Source organism: Algimonas porphyrae (genome assembly GCF_041429795.1).
GTDB classification, from domain to species: Bacteria; Pseudomonadota; Alphaproteobacteria; order Caulobacterales; family Maricaulaceae; genus Litorimonas; species Litorimonas porphyrae.
Map to the genome: position 1 here is coordinate 893,826 of NZ_CP163424.1, position 15,764 is coordinate 909,589.

17 protein-coding genes are annotated in these 15,764 nt (G+C 60.7%); 7 read left to right on the forward strand and 10 right to left on the reverse strand.

The features are described 5' to 3' along the window. Nucleotides 1-40 precede the first annotated feature (40 nt). The 3 genes from AB6B39_RS04460 to AB6B39_RS04470 all read left to right on the forward strand — a co-directional run bounded on the left by AB6B39_RS04460 (nt 41) and on the right by AB6B39_RS04470 (nt 3,715). Entirely contained in the window at nt 41-1,330 is a 1,290-nt protein-coding gene (locus AB6B39_RS04460; protein WP_284373200.1) for a cytochrome b, read from the forward strand. A 56-nt stretch (nt 1,331-1,386) separates the two neighbouring features. Then, complete coding sequence (locus tag AB6B39_RS04465) at nt 1,387-2,247, forward strand: cytochrome c1 (protein WP_284373199.1); 861 nt, start codon at nt 1,387-1,389, stop codon at nt 2,245-2,247. Nucleotides 2,248-2,416: 169 nt separating this feature from the next. Next, on the forward strand, nt 2,417-3,715 hold the full coding sequence (locus tag AB6B39_RS04470; protein WP_284373198.1) for a sensor histidine kinase: 1,299 nt from the start codon (nt 2,417-2,419) through the stop codon (nt 3,713-3,715). 26 nt (nt 3,716-3,741) lie between these two features. Here the strand turns inward: AB6B39_RS04470 and AB6B39_RS04475 are convergent, their stop codons facing one another. From AB6B39_RS04475 to AB6B39_RS04505, 7 genes are all read right to left on the reverse strand, one after another. Continuing rightward, nucleotides 3,742-4,560, reverse strand: coding sequence for a hypothetical protein (locus AB6B39_RS04475; protein ID WP_284373197.1), 819 nt, complete (start codon nt 4,558-4,560; stop codon nt 3,742-3,744). After that, on the reverse strand, nt 4,560-4,880 hold the full coding sequence (locus AB6B39_RS04480; protein WP_284373196.1) for a hypothetical protein: 321 nt from the start codon (nt 4,878-4,880) through the stop codon (nt 4,560-4,562). The genes AB6B39_RS04475 and AB6B39_RS04480 overlap by 1 nt, the downstream gene beginning before the upstream one ends. A gap of 52 nt (nt 4,881-4,932) precedes the next feature. After that, entirely contained in the window at nt 4,933-5,736 is an 804-nt protein-coding gene (gene hpaH / locus AB6B39_RS04485) for a 2-oxo-hept-4-ene-1,7-dioate hydratase (protein WP_284373195.1), read from the reverse strand. A gap of 873 nt (nt 5,737-6,609) precedes the next feature. Then, nucleotides 6,610-7,173, reverse strand: coding sequence for a DUF4167 domain-containing protein (locus tag AB6B39_RS04490; RefSeq protein ID WP_284373193.1), 564 nt, complete (start codon nt 7,171-7,173; stop codon nt 6,610-6,612). A gap of 160 nt (nt 7,174-7,333) precedes the next feature. Beyond that, nucleotides 7,334-8,275 (reverse strand): peptide chain release factor N(5)-glutamine methyltransferase, encoded by a 942-nt coding sequence (prmC, locus tag AB6B39_RS04495; RefSeq protein ID WP_284373191.1) that lies wholly within the window; start codon nt 8,273-8,275, stop codon nt 7,334-7,336. A 23-nt stretch (nt 8,276-8,298) separates the two neighbouring features. Next, nucleotides 8,299-8,784 (reverse strand): thioredoxin, encoded by a 486-nt coding sequence (locus tag AB6B39_RS04500; RefSeq protein WP_284373190.1) that lies wholly within the window; start codon nt 8,782-8,784, stop codon nt 8,299-8,301. A gap of 60 nt (nt 8,785-8,844) precedes the next feature. Further along, on the reverse strand, nt 8,845-9,642 hold the full coding sequence (locus tag AB6B39_RS04505) for an alpha/beta fold hydrolase (protein WP_284373189.1): 798 nt from the start codon (nt 9,640-9,642) through the stop codon (nt 8,845-8,847). Nucleotides 9,643-9,719: 77 nt separating this feature from the next. On the opposite strand from AB6B39_RS04505, the gene AB6B39_RS04510 reads away from it, so the two are divergent. Further along, a complete protein-coding gene (locus AB6B39_RS04510; protein WP_284373188.1) occupies nt 9,720-10,784 on the forward strand; it encodes a glycosyltransferase family 4 protein in 1,065 nt (354 codons plus the stop codon). Between the two features lie 143 nt (nt 10,785-10,927). Beyond that, the gene (infC, locus tag AB6B39_RS04515; RefSeq protein WP_284373612.1) at nt 10,928-11,467 is read left to right on the forward strand and encodes a translation initiation factor IF-3; all 540 of its coding nucleotides are present in this window, start codon (nt 10,928-10,930) and stop codon (nt 11,465-11,467) included. A gap of 137 nt (nt 11,468-11,604) precedes the next feature. On the opposite strand, the gene AB6B39_RS04520 is transcribed toward infC, so the two are convergent. Further along, nucleotides 11,605-12,324, reverse strand: coding sequence for a CPBP family intramembrane glutamic endopeptidase (locus AB6B39_RS04520; protein WP_371398696.1), 720 nt, complete (start codon nt 12,322-12,324; stop codon nt 11,605-11,607). Beyond that, nucleotides 12,272-12,757, reverse strand: coding sequence for a MarR family winged helix-turn-helix transcriptional regulator (locus tag AB6B39_RS04525; protein ID WP_284373186.1), 486 nt, complete (start codon nt 12,755-12,757; stop codon nt 12,272-12,274). The genes AB6B39_RS04520 and AB6B39_RS04525 overlap by 53 nt, the downstream gene beginning before the upstream one ends. 542 nt (nt 12,758-13,299) lie before the next feature. On the opposite strand from AB6B39_RS04525, the gene rpmI reads away from it, so the two are divergent. Together rpmI and rplT are read left to right on the forward strand one after the other, a co-directional pair. Then, nucleotides 13,300-13,512, forward strand: a complete 213-nt coding sequence (gene rpmI / locus AB6B39_RS04530) for a 50S ribosomal protein L35 (RefSeq protein WP_284373184.1) — start codon at nt 13,300-13,302, stop codon at nt 13,510-13,512. A 10-nt stretch (nt 13,513-13,522) separates the two neighbouring features. Continuing rightward, complete coding sequence (gene rplT / locus AB6B39_RS04535; protein WP_284373182.1) at nt 13,523-13,900, forward strand: 50S ribosomal protein L20; 378 nt, start codon at nt 13,523-13,525, stop codon at nt 13,898-13,900. A 75-nt stretch (nt 13,901-13,975) separates the two neighbouring features. Here the strand turns inward: rplT and AB6B39_RS04540 are convergent, their stop codons facing one another. Beyond that, nucleotides 13,976-15,517, reverse strand: a complete 1,542-nt coding sequence (locus tag AB6B39_RS04540; RefSeq protein ID WP_284373180.1) for a DUF1570 domain-containing protein — start codon at nt 15,515-15,517, stop codon at nt 13,976-13,978. Nucleotides 15,518-15,764: the final 247 nt, after the last annotated feature.

The following is a 15,764-nucleotide window of genomic DNA, read 5'->3' on the forward strand; positions in this document are numbered from 1 at the left end:
CACTGACGATCGACGCCAGAAGAGAAGAAGAGACGAGATAATGAGCGGACATTCCACCTACGAACCCAAGGGCTCCATAGCGCGCTGGATGGACCAGCGCCTGCCGGTCGTGCGCATGGGTGCGGATTTCATGGCGATGCCGACGCCGCGCAACCTGAATTACTGGTGGACCTTTGGCGGTATCCTGACCCTGTGTCTGGTGATCCAGATCGTCACTGGCGTGATCCTGGGGATGCACTACGTCGCCCATGTCGATCACGCCTTCGATTCGGTTCAGCGGATCCGCCGCGACGTTCCTTATGGCTGGTTGATGCAAAGCACACATGCGGTCGGTGCTTCCATGTTCTTCCTTGCCGTCTACATGCATATGTTCCGCGGCCTGTATTACGGATCCTACAAGGCCCCGCGCGAAATTCTCTGGATCATTGGCTGCCTGATCTATCTTGTCATGATGGCGACTGCATTCCTGGGCTATACGCTGCCATGGGGTCAGATGTCCTTCTGGGGCGCGACAGTGATAACCGGCTTTTTCGGCGCTGTGCCGATTGTCGGTGAAGGCCTCCAGCAATGGCTGCTCGGCGGTTACGCCGTCGAAAACGCGACCCTGAACCGCTTTTACAGCCTGCACTACCTGCTGCCCTTCATCATCGCCGCACTGGTCGGTCTGCATGTCTGGGCCCTGCATGTGACCGGGTCGAACAATCCGATCGGGGTGTCGGAGAAGGTCAAGACGGATACGCTGCCTTTCCACCCCTATTTCACGGTCAAGGACATGTTCGCCATCGTGGTGTTCCTGATGATCTTCGGATTCTTCTTGTTCTACCTGCCGGATGCGCTTGGCCATGCGGATAACTATATCCCGGCGGATCCGCTCAATACGCCTGCACACATCGTGCCGGAATGGTACTTCCTACCTTTCTACGCGATCCTACGGGCCGTGCCGGACAAGTTGGCCGGTATCCTGCTGATGCTCGGCGCCATTCTAGTGCTGTTCGTCCTGCCATGGCTCGACACGTCGCGCGTGCGGTCCATGCGGTTCCGTCCGCTGGCACGCCCCTTCTTCTTCTTGTTCCTGTTCTTCTGCTTCGTTCTGGGCTGGTGCGGGGCAGGCGTCCCGGACGATTATGCGATTAAGATCGGTGATGGCGGGCTGACCTTCTACCGGCTGGGGCAGATCAGTACGCTCTACTACTTCGCCTACTTCCTCATCATTCTGCCGATCCTCGGCCTGATCGAGGACCCCAAGGAGCGCCCGGCATCGATTACGCAGTCGATTCTGAGCGAAACATCCAAACCGCAACCCGAGACGGCCCTCGCGCCTGCCGAATAGGCGCGCAGAGCCCTGACCGACCCCAAGACCGACCGATAATCGGGGGAAAGACGACCATGGCATTCAAGACTGTCAGAAATCTGATCATTGTGGGCGGCGTCGCTGTCGCCACGGCGACCGGTATCGCGCTGGCTGCCGGAGGGAGCGGCCCTGCAGACGGCTACAAGATGGTGCACAAGCACTGGCACTGGAGCGGCTTTAACGGCACTTACGATCAGGAAGCCATGCAACGCGGTTTTCAGATCTATGAGCAGGTCTGCCGGTCCTGTCACAATCTCGATCATCTCGCTTTCCGTCATCTCGGTGATGAGGGTGGGCCCTTCTATGATTACAAATATCCGAACCCTAATGACAATCCGCTCGTCAAGAATATTGCCGCACAATATGAGGTGACGGATCTGGATCCGGAAGACGGGTCCGAAGTGACACGTGCGGCTGTTCCAGCCGACATGTTCCCGAGCGTCTATACCAATGCGATCGAAGCCCGCTCGGTCAATAACGGAGCGCTGCCACCGGATCTGTCGCTGATCGTCAAAGCACGGAATGACGGGGCTAACTATCTCTATAATCTGATGCTCGCCTATGATCATCCACAGCCTGAAGGTCTATCCCTGTCACCGGGTCAGTATTACAACCCGGTCAAGGAAGGCTCCAAGATCGCCATGGCTCCGCAATTGCAGCCGCAGGTCGGCCTGTTCGAATATCAGAGCGACACGGAAGGGCAGAACCCGCCCGAAGCCACGATCGAGCAGATGGCGGCGGACCTGACGGAATTTCTGGCCTGGTCAGCGGATCCCAAACTGGCCGCGCGGAAGTCGGCCGGTCTGATGTCGATGGTCTACCTCCTGATATTGGCCGTGCTGTTATGGTTGTCCTATAAGCGCTTGTGGCGGCGACTGAAGCCGTCAGAGGACTAGGTCCTGCCTTCACATCCTCGACGCATTGATCAGGCCGCCCCACGCCGGGCGGCTTTTTCATTGGCTGGATATGCAGGATGAGAAAAGCTGTCGCCATGGTCGGTTCTGGGATATAACATTCGTTAAACTGGCGTGATCCGTATCGACCCGCTGCAACGAGGAACCGCGGATGGGTTCGACGAAATTGACGGGTATGCTTGCGATTATCGTCGCCAGCCTGACAGCCATTGTCGCCGCCGTTGCACTCTATACATCGGTACAGACCGCGAGCGCAGAACGTGAGGCACGGGCTGCGCTGAGCGATGCCACGGCCTATCGCCAATCGCTCGGGGCTCTTCAGGATGCCGTGCTCGATGCCGAAACGGGGCAGCGAGGCTATCTCCTGACGGGCGACCGCAACTATCTGCAGCCATACCAGCGTGCGTTTGAACTTCTGGAAAACAATGCCGGGCAGGGATGGTCGCATCCGGCCCTGCAGGAAGACCCGGACGGAGAACTGCGCCAGCTGGTCGAATTGAAACTGACCGAGATGCAGGAAACGGTACGCCTGTTCGATGCGGGGAGCCCCGAAGCGGCTTTGCGCATGGTGCAGACGGATCGCGGCCGCGAAGCCATGGCGGATATCCGGCGCATTATCGCCAAACGTCAATCCGATGTCGGGCTGATGGTTGACAGGGCGATCGAGCGCACCCGGGAATACAGCCGGCGGGCCAGTGTCGTGTCGATGTTGCTGGCTATTCTGCTGGGACTATCTGCGATTACGGGTGCCTTCGCGCTTTATCTGTGGCTCCGCACCCGACAGGCTGAAACGCAAGCCGAGGAGGCTGTCGACAGTGCAGAGCGGATCGAAATTATCGCGCATGAGCTCGATCACCGGATGAAGAACATGTTTACCGTGACACAGAGCATGTTGCGGCAGAGCGCGCGAGGTCGGGGCGACGATGTCGCGGTCTATGCCGAGCAGGCGGTGGCACGGATACAGGCCATGTCGCACGCCTATTCCGCCACGCGTGAGCTCGACGATGCCCGCTCACTGCCCAATTCGACGATCATCGAACAGGTGGTTCGGGCGCAACTGCTGGACACGCATCGGTTCGACATCGAAGGCGAAGATCGGCAGATCCGTGAAAATGCCGTGTCGCCACTCGCCCTGATCCTTCATGAACTGACGACCAACGCACTGAAATATGGCGCCTGGAAAGCCGTCGATACGGATGACGGCGTCTCCCGGGTCAAGATCAGCTGGCGCATCAGCGAGGATGACCGGTATGAAATGCTGTGGGATGAACAGCATGAGCGCTCGGGTCAGTCCGCTCCGGATGCACCGGGCTACGGATCGAAACTGATCCGGGCCTGTGCCGCGCAGCTGGGCGGAACCGTCCATCATGACTGGCACGAAAACGGTGTTCGCATCCGGTTGATCGCGGACCGGGCGCGTCTCGGTCTCATGCCGATCACGCCCGGCTAGAACAGGCCGGCCGCCGGGATCGTACCCTAGACGATATCCATCACGCCGACCGTGCAGGACACAGCGAAGATCGGGATCGGCTGCATGTACCAGATGTCGCCTTGTCCGCCCGCTGCAGCAGCAACTGCATTGAAGGTGCGGATCTCGAAGCCGCCCTGTCCGGCATCGCGTAGCGTTTCTTCGTCCGTATAGGCGGACAGCGCCTCGCGGTCATTGCGCGTCCAGCGGTCGAGATAGTCCCGGTCCCAGGCCTCGTTGATTTTGCCGCTATTCGGCGTGGCGGGCCAATGGCTGATCCCGCCCGTCCCGACCACGGCGATTCGTTCAGGCACGGCATCAGCCGCCCGCCGGATCGCCTCGCCAAAGGCCCAGGCCCGGTGCAGCGGCGTCAGGGGCGGCCCCTGGCAATTGATGTTGGCCGGAATGACCTTCATGTCGTAGCGCGGCGTCAGAAAATGCAGCGGCACCATGATGCCGTGATCCATCTTCCATTCCTCGGCATAGGCCGTGTCGACCGTTTGCATGACTTCGCTGACGATGCGCTTGCCGATGTCGGGCGCGCCCGGGATTTTGGTGTGCGGTATATTGAGCCAGTCCGGATCTTCGATCGGGCCTTCATATTCTTCGCCCATGCCGATGGCGTAGGCGGGCATGTTGTCCATGAAGAAATTGGCGAAATGCTCCGCCGCGATGACGATCAGCGCGTCCGGTTTGCTCGCTTCCATCGCCAGACGCAGCCGGTCCATGGCGGCGTAGAGGCCGTCCTTCAATTCCGGATCAGCGCGGTCCGCGCGCCCCGTTATGCCCGGGGCATGGGAACAGATACCTGCAAATACAAGTGCCATCAGACTGCACCTCCGCTTCCGCCGTCGACGACCTTGTAGAGCCCGCCCTTGACCTGACCATGCTGGGCCAGACCGTCCTTCATGGCATCGATGTACTCATTCCATTCAAGTCCGAGAAAGGCCGCGAAATGCATCAGGATCTGGCCGTTGACCCCGTGAATATAAAGTTCGCCAATCTCGCCATCTCTGAGCCAGCCCCGCTCTTCATCGGTCAGCGGAAAGCCCGCCATCGCCGCGTCGGCATCGGCCTTGAACTGGTCCTGCAGCTCCCGATCCCGGTTGATCCGGTAGAGGATTTTCTGAACGCCATATAAGCTCATTTTCTATCCCTGTCGCACGCTGGGCTTACTTTCCAGCGCATGTATGCGTCCTTTACGAAAAACCCAGCTCGACGGAGCCATAGCGCCCGAAGTCGGCGAGAAAGTGATCGCCAGCACGCGCCATGACAGGTCGCGTAAAGGATCCGCTCATCAGATATTGCCCGGCTTCCAGCTTGATCCCATGGGGTGCGAAGCGTTTGGCCAGCCACACCAGCCCCTCTGCCGGATGATCCATGACACCGGCGCCCAGGCCCGTCTCCTCGACGATCCCTTTCCGGTACAGAATGGAGCCTGCCCAACGCAGATCGATCGCGTCCGGTGCGATCGGCTCGGTCCCGACGATAATACCAGCATTGGCGGCATTGTCGCTGATCGTGTCCGTCACCAGCCGCATATAGCCCGTCTCCGGATCGATCCGATGCGACCGCGCAGCGATCAGCTCCAGGCTCGGCAGGATGTAATCCGTCGCGTCCATGACGTCATCCACGCTCAGATCGTCGCCGGACAGATCGCGCTTCAGAACGAACGTCCATTCCACTTCCAGACGCGGATCGATAAAGTCCGCAGCCGGGAGAGTGTCGCCGCTCTGAAACAACATGTCGTCCAATAGCGTGCCGAAATCCGGCTCGCCAATCTGCATGGCCTGCTGCATGGCGCGGCTGGTCAGCCCGACCTTGCGGCCGATTACATGCCGTCCGCGCGCAACTTTGCGCGCAACCCACGCATCCTGCACCGCATAGGCATCATCCAGATCCATCGCCCGGTCTTGCGAAAAGGCGCGGACAGGTTTCGCGTCGATTTCCGCCTTGTCATGGGCGGCGGCCTGTTCGGCAATCTGTTCGGGGGTCAATGGCATGGGATGAAATTACTTAACATGTTAAACAAATTCAAGGTGCGTTGCGGGCTAATCGCCCGCACGCTCATACTGCTGCCCAGAGATGACGACTAGCGTGTTGGCAGGCGCTATCCTGCGGCTGAGAGCGGGTCATCAGCATCACGCTTGACGTGATCCCTGCATGTCAAAGGTGACACGAGGCGCGGGCTCTGCCCCGTGACCGGAGCAGAAGAGAAGTACCGTTTCGTCGCAAGGCCAAGCCCGCGCGGGTGGAGCGTGCTGGCACGCTCGCAAGCGGGTCTGTTCAGGGTCGGTGTGTCGGCTGGAACGGTCTCACGGACGGCCCGTAACGACGGGCGACCCGCTCAAAGGCGCGCGCTCTGCCGACAGGTCGCCCTGCCAGTCTCGCTGCGGCGCGCGGCTTGGGAACCCTGACAGCCAGCCTGCGGCTGCCCGCGTTCCGCCCCGGAATGTTGCAGACGACGCCGTGTCGGACCTTCCCCGACCCCGGCGCGGCCTGATGGATCGTTCGTCCCATCCCAAAGCCGCACTCCACCGCCCGCAGCACCGAGATCAGGCTCCCCTCGTGTCAACTGCGGATGGCGCGAGTATGACGGGGGCGCAAAGGGGGTGGATTGGATTGTGGGAATTGGCGGTAAGGCGTTGAAGGGGGGGGGGCTAACGCTTCGGCCATTGACGGGGATTGAATGGTCCAACCCCTCCCAATTCTTCCGCTCAGGCCAGCTCGACCGGCCTGCCCATCTCCCGACCTTTACGGTCAAGCTGAGCCAACCGTGATGAGGCCGGGGGAGATGCGCTAGCCGATCTCAAATGGTGAGGTACGCATAAAAAGCCGCCCGTCAGGCGGCTTTATCTAAACGGGTGGCGCGAAGGCTATTCTGCGGCTTCGACGGTTTCACTGTCGTCATTTTTGGCGCGAGCGGGGGCGCGGCGACGGCGTTTGGGCTTGTCTTCGTTATCTGTCGCCGCCGTATCGTCGTCAGACGGTTTGCGGGACCGACGCTTGGGTTTTTCGTCGTCTGCGCCGGATTGGGGCGCATCGGACGTCTCGTTCGACGTCTCATCGCCTTGATCATCATCGCGGCTGCGACGGCGACGACGGGGGCGATCATCGCCATCCTCATCATTATTGCTATGACGGTCATTGCGCTTTTGCTGACGTTCGGCGTCGCGGGCTTCGCGCGCTTCACGCTCAGCTTCGCGCTGCGCTTCCTGCTCATTCATCAGGCGCAGATAATGTTCGGCGTGCTGGCGCAGGCTTTCAGCTTTGACGCGGTTGCCGCCCGTCTTGGCGTCGCGGGCCAGCTGCGTATATTTTTCATAGATGGTCGAGGCGTTGCCACGAACTTTTACGTCCGGGCCGTTGGAGTCCATCGACCGGTTATTATTGTTGCGGTTATTGTTGTTGTTACGATTTCGACCGCGTTGACGCTTCATCGGATTGTCCTAATACACGCTGGAAAAGACATGGCGGACAGGCCGCACCGAGACTTTCCGGGGGTGATAGTGTCGGATTTCAACGGGGGGTCCGGGACATCGTGTCCAGCGGATTACGTGCCCTGCCGACAGGAATCGACTAGCATCCAGCGTCTATATGTCAAAGCCCTTTTTCAGCGCGTGTCGAAGACTGTGATGAATGACGGGCCATATCGCCGCGCCAGCCATGAACGATGCGGTCCTGCCCGGCAGGGTCGGGACAGACGCAGACCCGCTCAAATCCGGCTTCTGAGAACAGGGCCGCAACGGCTTGGCCCTGATCGAAACCGATTTCCACGCCAAGCCAGCCACCCGGCACCAGGGCGTCTGCCGCGCTTGGGATGATGATGCGGTAGGGGGCGAGGCCGTCCGGCCCGCCATGCAGAGCGGTTTCGGGGTCATGCGCGGCCACTTCGCGCGCGAGCCCGGCCATGGCGGCAGTCGAAATATAAGGCGGGTTGCTGAGGACGGCGTCGAAGCGGGACGGTGGTATCTCCGCGAACCAGTCGGATTGGATCAACGTCAGACGATCGCTTACGCCGTGCGAGGCCGCGTTGCGCGCTGCGGTCAGCAGGGCGGCTGGCTCGCGATCTGTCGCCATCAGGGTCGCGTCCGGGCGTTCGCACAGGATCGAAATCGCCAGCGCGCCCGACCCGGTCCCAAGATCCAGCAGGCGCGGGGCAGAAATGTCCCTGATTGCCCCCAGCGCGGCCAGCAGCAGGACTTCCGTATCGCCACGCGGCGATAAGACATTGTCTATGGCAAAGCGGCGTCCGTAGAAATCCCGCCAGCCGAGTATCCGGTCGACCGGCTCGCCCTTCAGGCGGCGCTCGGTCGCGGCTTGCAGGGCGGCAAGCTCGGCGTCGCCAAGCGGATCAGCCCCGCGCAAAATGTAATCGGTCTGCGTCAGCCCGACCAGACCCAGCAGCAGGTCGAGTGCGTCTTCGTCAGCAAAGGGCAGGCCAGCCTCGGCAAAGCGCCGGGTCATGGCGCGTTTTGCCGAGCGGTAGTTCAGCCCGCTATCGAAGTTGAAGGTCAGGGGATGATCGATCGGGACAGTCATGCAGTCCCGACCATAGTCAGCCCTCAGGATGCGGCCAAGGCGTCTTTGATCTTTGTCGCGATCTGGGCGGTATCGTCTTCGCGCGTGACCTTGGACAGGACGCGGGCATCATCGACATCGATCAGCAGGAGCCAGCCTGTCTTGATCGTGCCGTCCAGTTCGGTGCGGACCGCCGTTTCGACCCCGGCGTCGCGAGCCTGAGCGTAGAAGCTGTCGGCATCGCGGTCTGTATAATCGAGCGTGACGAAGTCCACGCCGGGAATCGGTCCCATCGCCTGCACGGCTTTGATCTTGGGGTCGAGCACTTTGCAGCTGCCGCACCAATCGGCATAAACCAGCACCGCCTTGGTACGGGTCTCGACCGCGACCGCATCGTCCGTCGCCATCGATTGCCCTGCGACGGGCGCGTCGGCAACCGTCACGACCGCTGGCGAGGTGGTGTCCGTATCGGACGCGCCGGAACAGGCTATCAACAGGGCGGCAGAAGCGAGTATGTGGGGACGATACATAGAGGGTCTCTCCGGAAGAAGGTTTCGCGCTGCCTAGCGAGTCCGCCGCTCACGTACCTGTCACAGTTTCGCGATAACCGTTTTCAGTGCGCTCCAGAGGCGGTCCAGATCATCCGGTCGCGACAGGGAATGATCGCCGCCCTTGACGAGCGTGTAGCCGACCTGATCGCTTTCGAGCCTGTCCGGGATCAGGGCGGAATGGGCCGGGGGGACGACCAAGTCGTCAGCGCCCTGCAAAATTTCCACTGGCCCGGATACGGCGATCGGCGCGTCGAGGATCTGTCGCGCCCGGCCATCTTCGATCAGCGCGCGGCTATACGCATAGGGTTCGTCATAATCGGACGGCTCATAAACGATCCCGTCCTCGATCAGCATCTGACGCTTGTGCTCGTCCCACCCGGCCCAGACCATTTTTTCGGTAAAATCAGGAGCGGGGTTGATCAGCACCAGGCCTTTGACCGAATCCGGACGATCGATCGCGGCCAGAAGCGCGGCCCATCCGCCCATTGACGATCCGATCAGCACGGTTCCGCCCGTTCCGTAACGGTCGATCATGGCGGTCACGTCCGACGCCCAGCGCGAAACCGTGCCGTCCGTAAACTCGCCGTCGCTTTTACCGTGGCCGAAATAGTCGAACCGGATGAAGGCCTGTCCAGCGGCTGCGCAGCGCTCTTCCAGAAAGACGGCCTTGGTGCCGTCCATGTCGGACTTCAGACCGCCGCACCAGATCACCATCGGGCCGTGGCCATCGGTCCTGTGAAAAGCGAGCCTGGCGCCGTCATGATCGAGATAGTCAGGCTGGACCGGGGTCTGAGCGGCGCCCTGATCCGAGTTTGGGTTGATGTGTGGCTGGCTCATGCTAACGGGCTCTCACAATGTCGTCGTCACCTCCATACAACGTCCTGCAAGTCGTGCCAGAGCTAGATGCGGGTGGCGTGGAACGTACCACGCTGGACGTGGCCGAAGCCCTGATCGCGGCCGGTCACGGCGCATTCGTGGCCAGTGGCGGCGGGCGTCTGGTGCATAAGCTGACCGGTGCAGGCGCGACGCATTTCACGCTTAACATCGGGTCCAAACGTCTGCTCAGCTTTCCCTGGCGTGTGGCCGCGCTACGCAAGCTGATTGTGATGAACGGGATCGATGTGGTGCATGCGCGCTCGCGGGCTCCGGCTTGGGCCGCCTGGCGCGCCGCAATCGCCGAGAACGTACCCTTCGTGACGACCTATCACGGCATCTACAATGAAGGCTTTCCCGGCAAGCGGCGCTATAATTCAGTGATGGCACGCGGGGATCTGGTGATCGCCAATTCCCGCTTCACGGCGGACCATATTCAGGCCACGCACCAGACGTCTGCAGACCGGATCCGGGTCATTCCGCGCGGGGTCGACATGGCTCTGTTTGACCCGGACGCCGTGCCGCCCGTGCGGGTCGAGGCCGTCTGGAAGAAATGGGCCGTCAAAGCCGATGACCGGGTGGTCCTGCTGCCGGCGCGGCTGACGCGCTGGAAAGGGCAGACGGTTGCTATCGACGCGTTGGCGAAACTGCCGGACGATACGGTTCTCGTCTGCGCCGGTGATCCGCAGGGTCGCGACGGCTATGTCACGGAATTGCGCGAACAGGCACGCAAGCTCGGTGTCGAGTCGCGTCTGCGCCTGCCGGGGCATGAAGTGGATATTCCAGCGGCGCTACTGGCCGCCGATATCATCGTCACGCCCTCGACCGACCCGGAAGCCTTTGGCCGCACAGCCGCAGAAGCGCAGGCGATGGGCCGCTGGGTCGTCGCGGCGGCACATGGCGGTGCGCTGGATGTGGTGGATGACGGGGTAACGGGCACGCTGGTCACGCCCGGCGATGCCGACGGCCTGGCCGGGGCGCTCGGCACGATCCCTGACCGCTATGATCCGGCGGCCGCACGGCGGCGGATTGCGGAACGCTTTTCCAAGCAGGCGCTGCAAGAGGCGACCCTGAATGTGTATGAAGCAGTGCTGCGCCTACGATAAACCCGGTTTATGGGCTTTTTCGGAACGATTGTCGGGCAAATGCGCTTGAAAAAGGTCAGGTGGAGCGCCATATCCCAGCCTTGCGCGGGATAATGCCCGCACCCGTAACAGATCACATGATCGCCATATTGGAGTAGATACCCATCGCCAGACGTCCCCATGCCGCCCAACCGGCCAAAAAGCCGAAGGGCCCGCGTACAAATCGAGAAATTACCGCCGAAAAAGTCCTTCTGATCACGGAAGACGGCGAAAAACGCGGCGTCGTGCCGATTGCCGAAGCCTTGGCCGCCGCACAACAGTCCGGGCTGGACCTCGTCGAGGTTGCACCGGGCGACACACCGGTCTGCAAAGTGCTCGATTACGGTAAGATGCGTTTCGAGGCGCAGAAGAAGAAGGCCGCCAATCGCAAGAGCCAGCGCACCAGCGCGCTCAAGGAAATCAAGATGCGTCCGAACATCGATACGCATGACTACATGGTCAAGACGAAGAAGATGAACGAGTTCTTCGAGCGCGGCGACAAGGTGAAGGTCACGGTCCGCTTTCGGGGTCGCGAAATGGCGCATATGGACCGCGGCACCGATCTGCTCGCCCGTGTGCGTGACGATTTCGAAGAGGTCGCAAAGGTGGAATTCGCCCCCAAAACCGAAGGCCGCCTGATGGTCATGGTGATGGCCCCGCGCTAGGGCGAGGACCCGGCAGCTCCCAGACCCGTGCGAGATGTCGGTCGGGTGACAATACATGTCGGGTTAAGCGGCCCGTATGCGTATCGTTTGCCGGTTCTATTTCGAGGCGTTCAGCCTTGTCAGACACGAAGACAGAGTCACATACCCAGATAGAGCATGGTCAGGCCGATCGTATTGGCTCCGCCATGCGCAATGGCAGCTGGCCAGATTGCGCCCCGTCCGGCGATTGTGAGAACACCATATATCAAGCCGTTGACAGTCGCAGCGCAGACACCCGTTGGCCCTTGATAGAGGTGAACCAGCCCGAACAGGATCGCTTGGAAAATGACGGCGATTACACGGGCGGTCTTCCGTCCGCCTAATGCCGATGTCAGACCAGCTAACAGGACGATTCGAAACGCGATCTCCTCTCCGAAGGCTGCGAACGTCCAGCTGAAAGCCAGCAAGCCGATATAGGTTGGCATGGATCCTTCGATTTTGGCAAAACGCTGCAGACCGCGCGGTGCGCCGAAAATGTGGCTCCAGATAGGGTCCAGCAGTTCGGCGCCTATTTGCAGAACGACTATACCCAGCAGTCCAAGGAAGAGATGACGCCATCGTAGCCTGGGGCCGAACCCCATGCGCTGAAAGTCGACTCCTTGGCGAATAAGTAAAATAGCGGCGGCCAGCGTTCCGCCGATATAGAGCGGCGTCGCAAGAGTGGACCCGGGCAGGGACAGGCCTGGCTGATTGTCGGATAGCCGCAGGACGGCGCTCAAGATGAGGACGGCGATCAATCCGGCGCAAACGATGAGTTGTCTGCGGTCAATCGTCACTGCCGCCTCGCAAATGGCGCTGCTGGCCGTCCCAAACGCCATGCGCCGTCAGGAGGGTTTCAAGACTGTCCTTGAGGGCCAGCAATTCCGTATCGTTCAACCTGTCGCGCAATGCGGATTGCACATAGTCGCCCAATATCGATCGCGACTTGGCAAATGCGGCCTCACCTTTCGCCGTCAATCGTGCGCGAACCGCACGGCGATCCTGTGGCACGGGTTCCCGCTTCACGAAACCCGACGCTTCAAGTCGGTCCAGCATCTTTGTGAGGCCTGCCTTGGAAAAATAGATGCGTCGGCTCAGCTCCGTCAGCGTAAGCTCGCCGTGATTGACGTAAAGTTGCTTGAGCAGGTCCTGTTCCGACAGGCCGAAGCTCAATTCTTCCCGGAACCGCTTTTCCAGGCCCGCCCGGAGGTGGGTGGCAGCATGAATCAGACTGACCCAAGTTTGCATCCAGTCCTGGCGTGAGATCGTCATAATTTAGTTCACCAGAAAATAGTTTTCTAGTCAACTAATTATCTGGCCGGGTTGAACCTGTCCCCCGCCCATGTGCGACTGCCCCCCAGCGTTTCAATATGATCGCCAGTGGTTGCCGGTCGACAGGTGATTTTGAAGGTGTCAGATTCCCGTCGATCGCGAACTATACCGGGATCAGTCGCGCAGAAGGCCATGTGATTCACCCCATGCCCGACGCCCGGGAGCTGTTTTGACTCGCATTCTGGCGAGAGATTTGCATGTAAACGTTTTGCAGATGTGGGGCATCTGACCGGATTATGGGCTTGGGGGCTCGCATCCGTAAGGGGCGGTCGGGGCCGGATTAGGGACCGACTTCGCCGCCCACCGCTTCACTGTCAGGCCTATCACCTGTCAGATCCCACGCGCCCTTGACCTGATCCCTGTGGTTGAAAGCCGCACAAAACCGTGTATAGGGCGCGCCTGTCCCGAAAGGGTCAACAGCGCATCCGGGCCGAAGTGGCATTTGCCTGGCCGCTGAAATCTCAAAATATCAGGAGAAAACAATGCCCAAGATGAAGACGAAGTCTGGAGCGAAGAAACGCTTCAAGATTACGAAATCCGGTAAGGTCCTCGCGGGTCAGGCCGGTAAGCGCCACGGCATGATCAAGCGCTCCAATGACCAGATCCGCCGTCTGCGCGGGACCACGGTGGTCGAAGAGTGCGACGCCAAAGTCATCAAGAAGAAATTCCTGCCTTACGGCCGGAAGAAGAAGTAGGAGCGGTAGAATGTCACGAGTCAAACGCGGCGTCACCAAGTCCGCTCGCCATAAGAAAGTTCTCGCTCAGGCCAAAGGCTATCGCGGTCGTCGCAAGAACACATTCCGCATTGCCAACCAGGCCGTCGAGAAAGCCGGTCAGTACGCCTATATCGGCCGTAAGCTGAAGAAGCGTCAGTTCCGCGCCCTGTGGATCCAGCGCATCAACGCAGCTGCCCGCGCCGAAGGTCTGACCTATGGTCGCTTCATGGAAGGCCTGAAGAATGCCGGGATCGATCTGGACCGCAAAGTTCTGGCCGATATGGCGGGTAACGAACCCGAAGCCTTCAAGGCGCTAGTCGAAACAGCCAAAGCCCACCACACGCAGCCGCACACGGTTGCCAGCTAGGTTGCCCCGATCATCCGATTATGAAAGGCTCGCTTCGGCGGGCCTTTTTTATGGCGGGTTGGGTGCGTGGCGGACTTACGGGGCTGCGCTCACCTGTGCCGCGCGCTGCGCGTCGACATTGGCACGCAGATTGTCGATGACACGCTGATCCGTGGGCCGGATGGTCCAGCGCTCGGCGAAATCGAGCACATGTTCGGCATGGTCGAATCTTTTTTCATAGATCAGGGCGGGAACCATCATCATGGACAGGCTCGGCATGCGCAAATGGGTCTGTTCTTTGATCAGCCAGTCGAGCGACGCCCGGGCGGCTTCCGGTAGACGGTTATTGATCGGCGCTGTGGCCGCAACGCGAAACAGATGCAGTTCCGCATCATGGGGCTGCGAGGCGAGGGCCTGAATGGCGGCGTCTTCCGCTGCGATCCAGCGGGCCTGATCGGTTTGTCGTTCGGCCATGGCGCGATAGGCGGATTTGACGTTCAGTTTCAGCGCGGCAGGATGCGCCGGATCGCGCGCAAGTATGTCCGCGATGATCATGTCAGCCGCCGTCCAGTCTCCGGCTTTCCAGTGCCACAGCGCCTCGGCGAATTGTTGATCGAGGCTGGGCTCCCGGTCGGGTCGACCCACTTGAGCGCGCAACCGCTCGATCAGGTGGGCATTCTGGCGGCTGTCCCGGCCATGCGACAGGATCAGGCGCAGATGGTTGAGCGCGATGTCATCCGCTGTTGGTGTCCGCGATGTCAGTCGTTGCAACAGACCGGGAATGGGGCGGCCCTGCAGGTCATTGGCCCGGCCCGAAAATTCCTGTCGGACTTCCGCTTCGAGCCGGTCATAGCGCAAGCCGAATTCTTGCTCGAAACTGTCTTCGCTATCGGTCGCCGGATGCCAGCGATCGACGAAGCGGTGAATGCGGGCAAGGCCGTCCGGCCTGTCCATGATGAAGTGGGCCAGGGCCCAGCTCTGCCCGTAATAAAGCCGTTGCGCCCAGAATTCCGATGGTGCCGGAATGGTGCGGAAGTCGGGATAGCGGGCCATGCTTTCGATGACCGTTCGCATCGGCAGCCAGGTGCGCGTATCGGACAGAAGATCTTGTTCGGGCAAGGCGCGACCAAAGCGGCTCTGACCGTCCTGTGTCTGCTCGAATGTCGCATAATATTCCGCCAGCCCCTCGCCGAGCCAGATCGGCAGTTTGCGAGGATAATGCATCTCCAGAATATGATGGACGAACTCATGTCTGAGGACGAGGCGCAGTCCGCCCGGGTCGAGCGCATTGCCGAGCAGCGCTTCGGGGTCTTCGCTATAGCCGATGACGATGTCGTTGCCCGCCGCGCTCTGGCGGTAGATGGCCGCCGTAATGCCGCCCGGAGAAATGGCCGCGAAAACGTCGAGGTCGCGGATGATGTTCAGGCGCAGCGGCGGCTCATCCGCATCGGGCTGCAACCCCAGATCGGCCATGACAGCGAGGCGGAACTGCTCCAGATCGGACAGCAGGGCGGCGGCATCGACCGGCGCTTCGGAGATCAGAACGAAGTGGTCGGAGCGCGCCTCGACGGCTTGCGCCAGCGCCGGCAGGGCTGCGCTCAACCAGATCAGGATCGGCAACAGAAAACGGATCATCATGAAATAGTGCAACACCAACACCCCCAGGCGCAAATGACGCTTCCGTTAGGGTTGGTCTCAGCCTGTCTCGCAGCGATCTGGTTGACAAGACTTGTCCGCAGCCCTAGTAGCCGCCCACTTTCGCGCAGGACTAATCTTGCGCTCCGCGCTGTGCATGATGCAGACGGGGTCCCGGAGCCGACGAGTTTTCGTTCGCTGCCGGCCTTTTCGCATTGTCTGATCACAGTGTTTCGAATTGGAGACGTCA

Bases quoted from the DNA above. Each gene is read 5' to 3' on its own strand.
- hpaH (WP_284373195.1), bottom strand. From the start codon at position 5,736: ATGCCATTGACCCCCGAACAGATTGCCGAACAGGCCGCCGCCCATGAC.
- AB6B39_RS04480 (WP_284373196.1), bottom strand. From the start codon at position 4,880: ATGAGCTTATATGGCGTTCAGAAAATCCTCTACCGGATCAACCGGGAT.
- AB6B39_RS04460 (WP_284373200.1), top strand. From the start codon at position 41: ATGAGCGGACATTCCACCTACGAACCCAAGGGCTCCATAGCGCGCTGG.
- rpmI (WP_284373184.1), top strand. From the start codon at position 13,300: ATGCCCAAGATGAAGACGAAGTCTGGAGCGAAGAAACGCTTCAAGATT.
- AB6B39_RS04505 (WP_284373189.1), bottom strand. From the start codon at position 9,642: ATGAGCCAGCCACACATCAACCCAAACTCGGATCAGGGCGCCGCTCAG.
- rplT (WP_284373182.1), top strand. From the start codon at position 13,523: ATGTCACGAGTCAAACGCGGCGTCACCAAGTCCGCTCGCCATAAGAAA.
- AB6B39_RS04475 (WP_284373197.1), bottom strand. From the start codon at position 4,560: ATGGCACTTGTATTTGCAGGTATCTGTTCCCATGCCCCGGGCATAACG.
- prmC (WP_284373191.1), bottom strand. From the start codon at position 8,275: ATGACTGTCCCGATCGATCATCCCCTGACCTTCAACTTCGATAGCGGG.
- AB6B39_RS04500 (WP_284373190.1), bottom strand. From the start codon at position 8,784: ATGTATCGTCCCCACATACTCGCTTCTGCCGCCCTGTTGATAGCCTGT.
- AB6B39_RS04525 (WP_284373186.1), bottom strand. From the start codon at position 12,757: ATGACGATCTCACGCCAGGACTGGATGCAAACTTGGGTCAGTCTGATT.
- AB6B39_RS04490 (WP_284373193.1), bottom strand. From the start codon at position 7,173: ATGAAGCGTCAACGCGGTCGAAATCGTAACAACAACAATAACCGCAAC.
- AB6B39_RS04520 (WP_371398696.1), bottom strand. From the start codon at position 12,324: ATGGCGTTTGGGACGGCCAGCAGCGCCATTTGCGAGGCGGCAGTGACG.
- AB6B39_RS04470 (WP_284373198.1), top strand. From the start codon at position 2,417: ATGGGTTCGACGAAATTGACGGGTATGCTTGCGATTATCGTCGCCAGC.
- AB6B39_RS04465 (WP_284373199.1), top strand. From the start codon at position 1,387: ATGGCATTCAAGACTGTCAGAAATCTGATCATTGTGGGCGGCGTCGCT.
- AB6B39_RS04540 (WP_284373180.1), bottom strand. From the start codon at position 15,517: ATGATGATCCGTTTTCTGTTGCCGATCCTGATCTGGTTGAGCGCAGCC.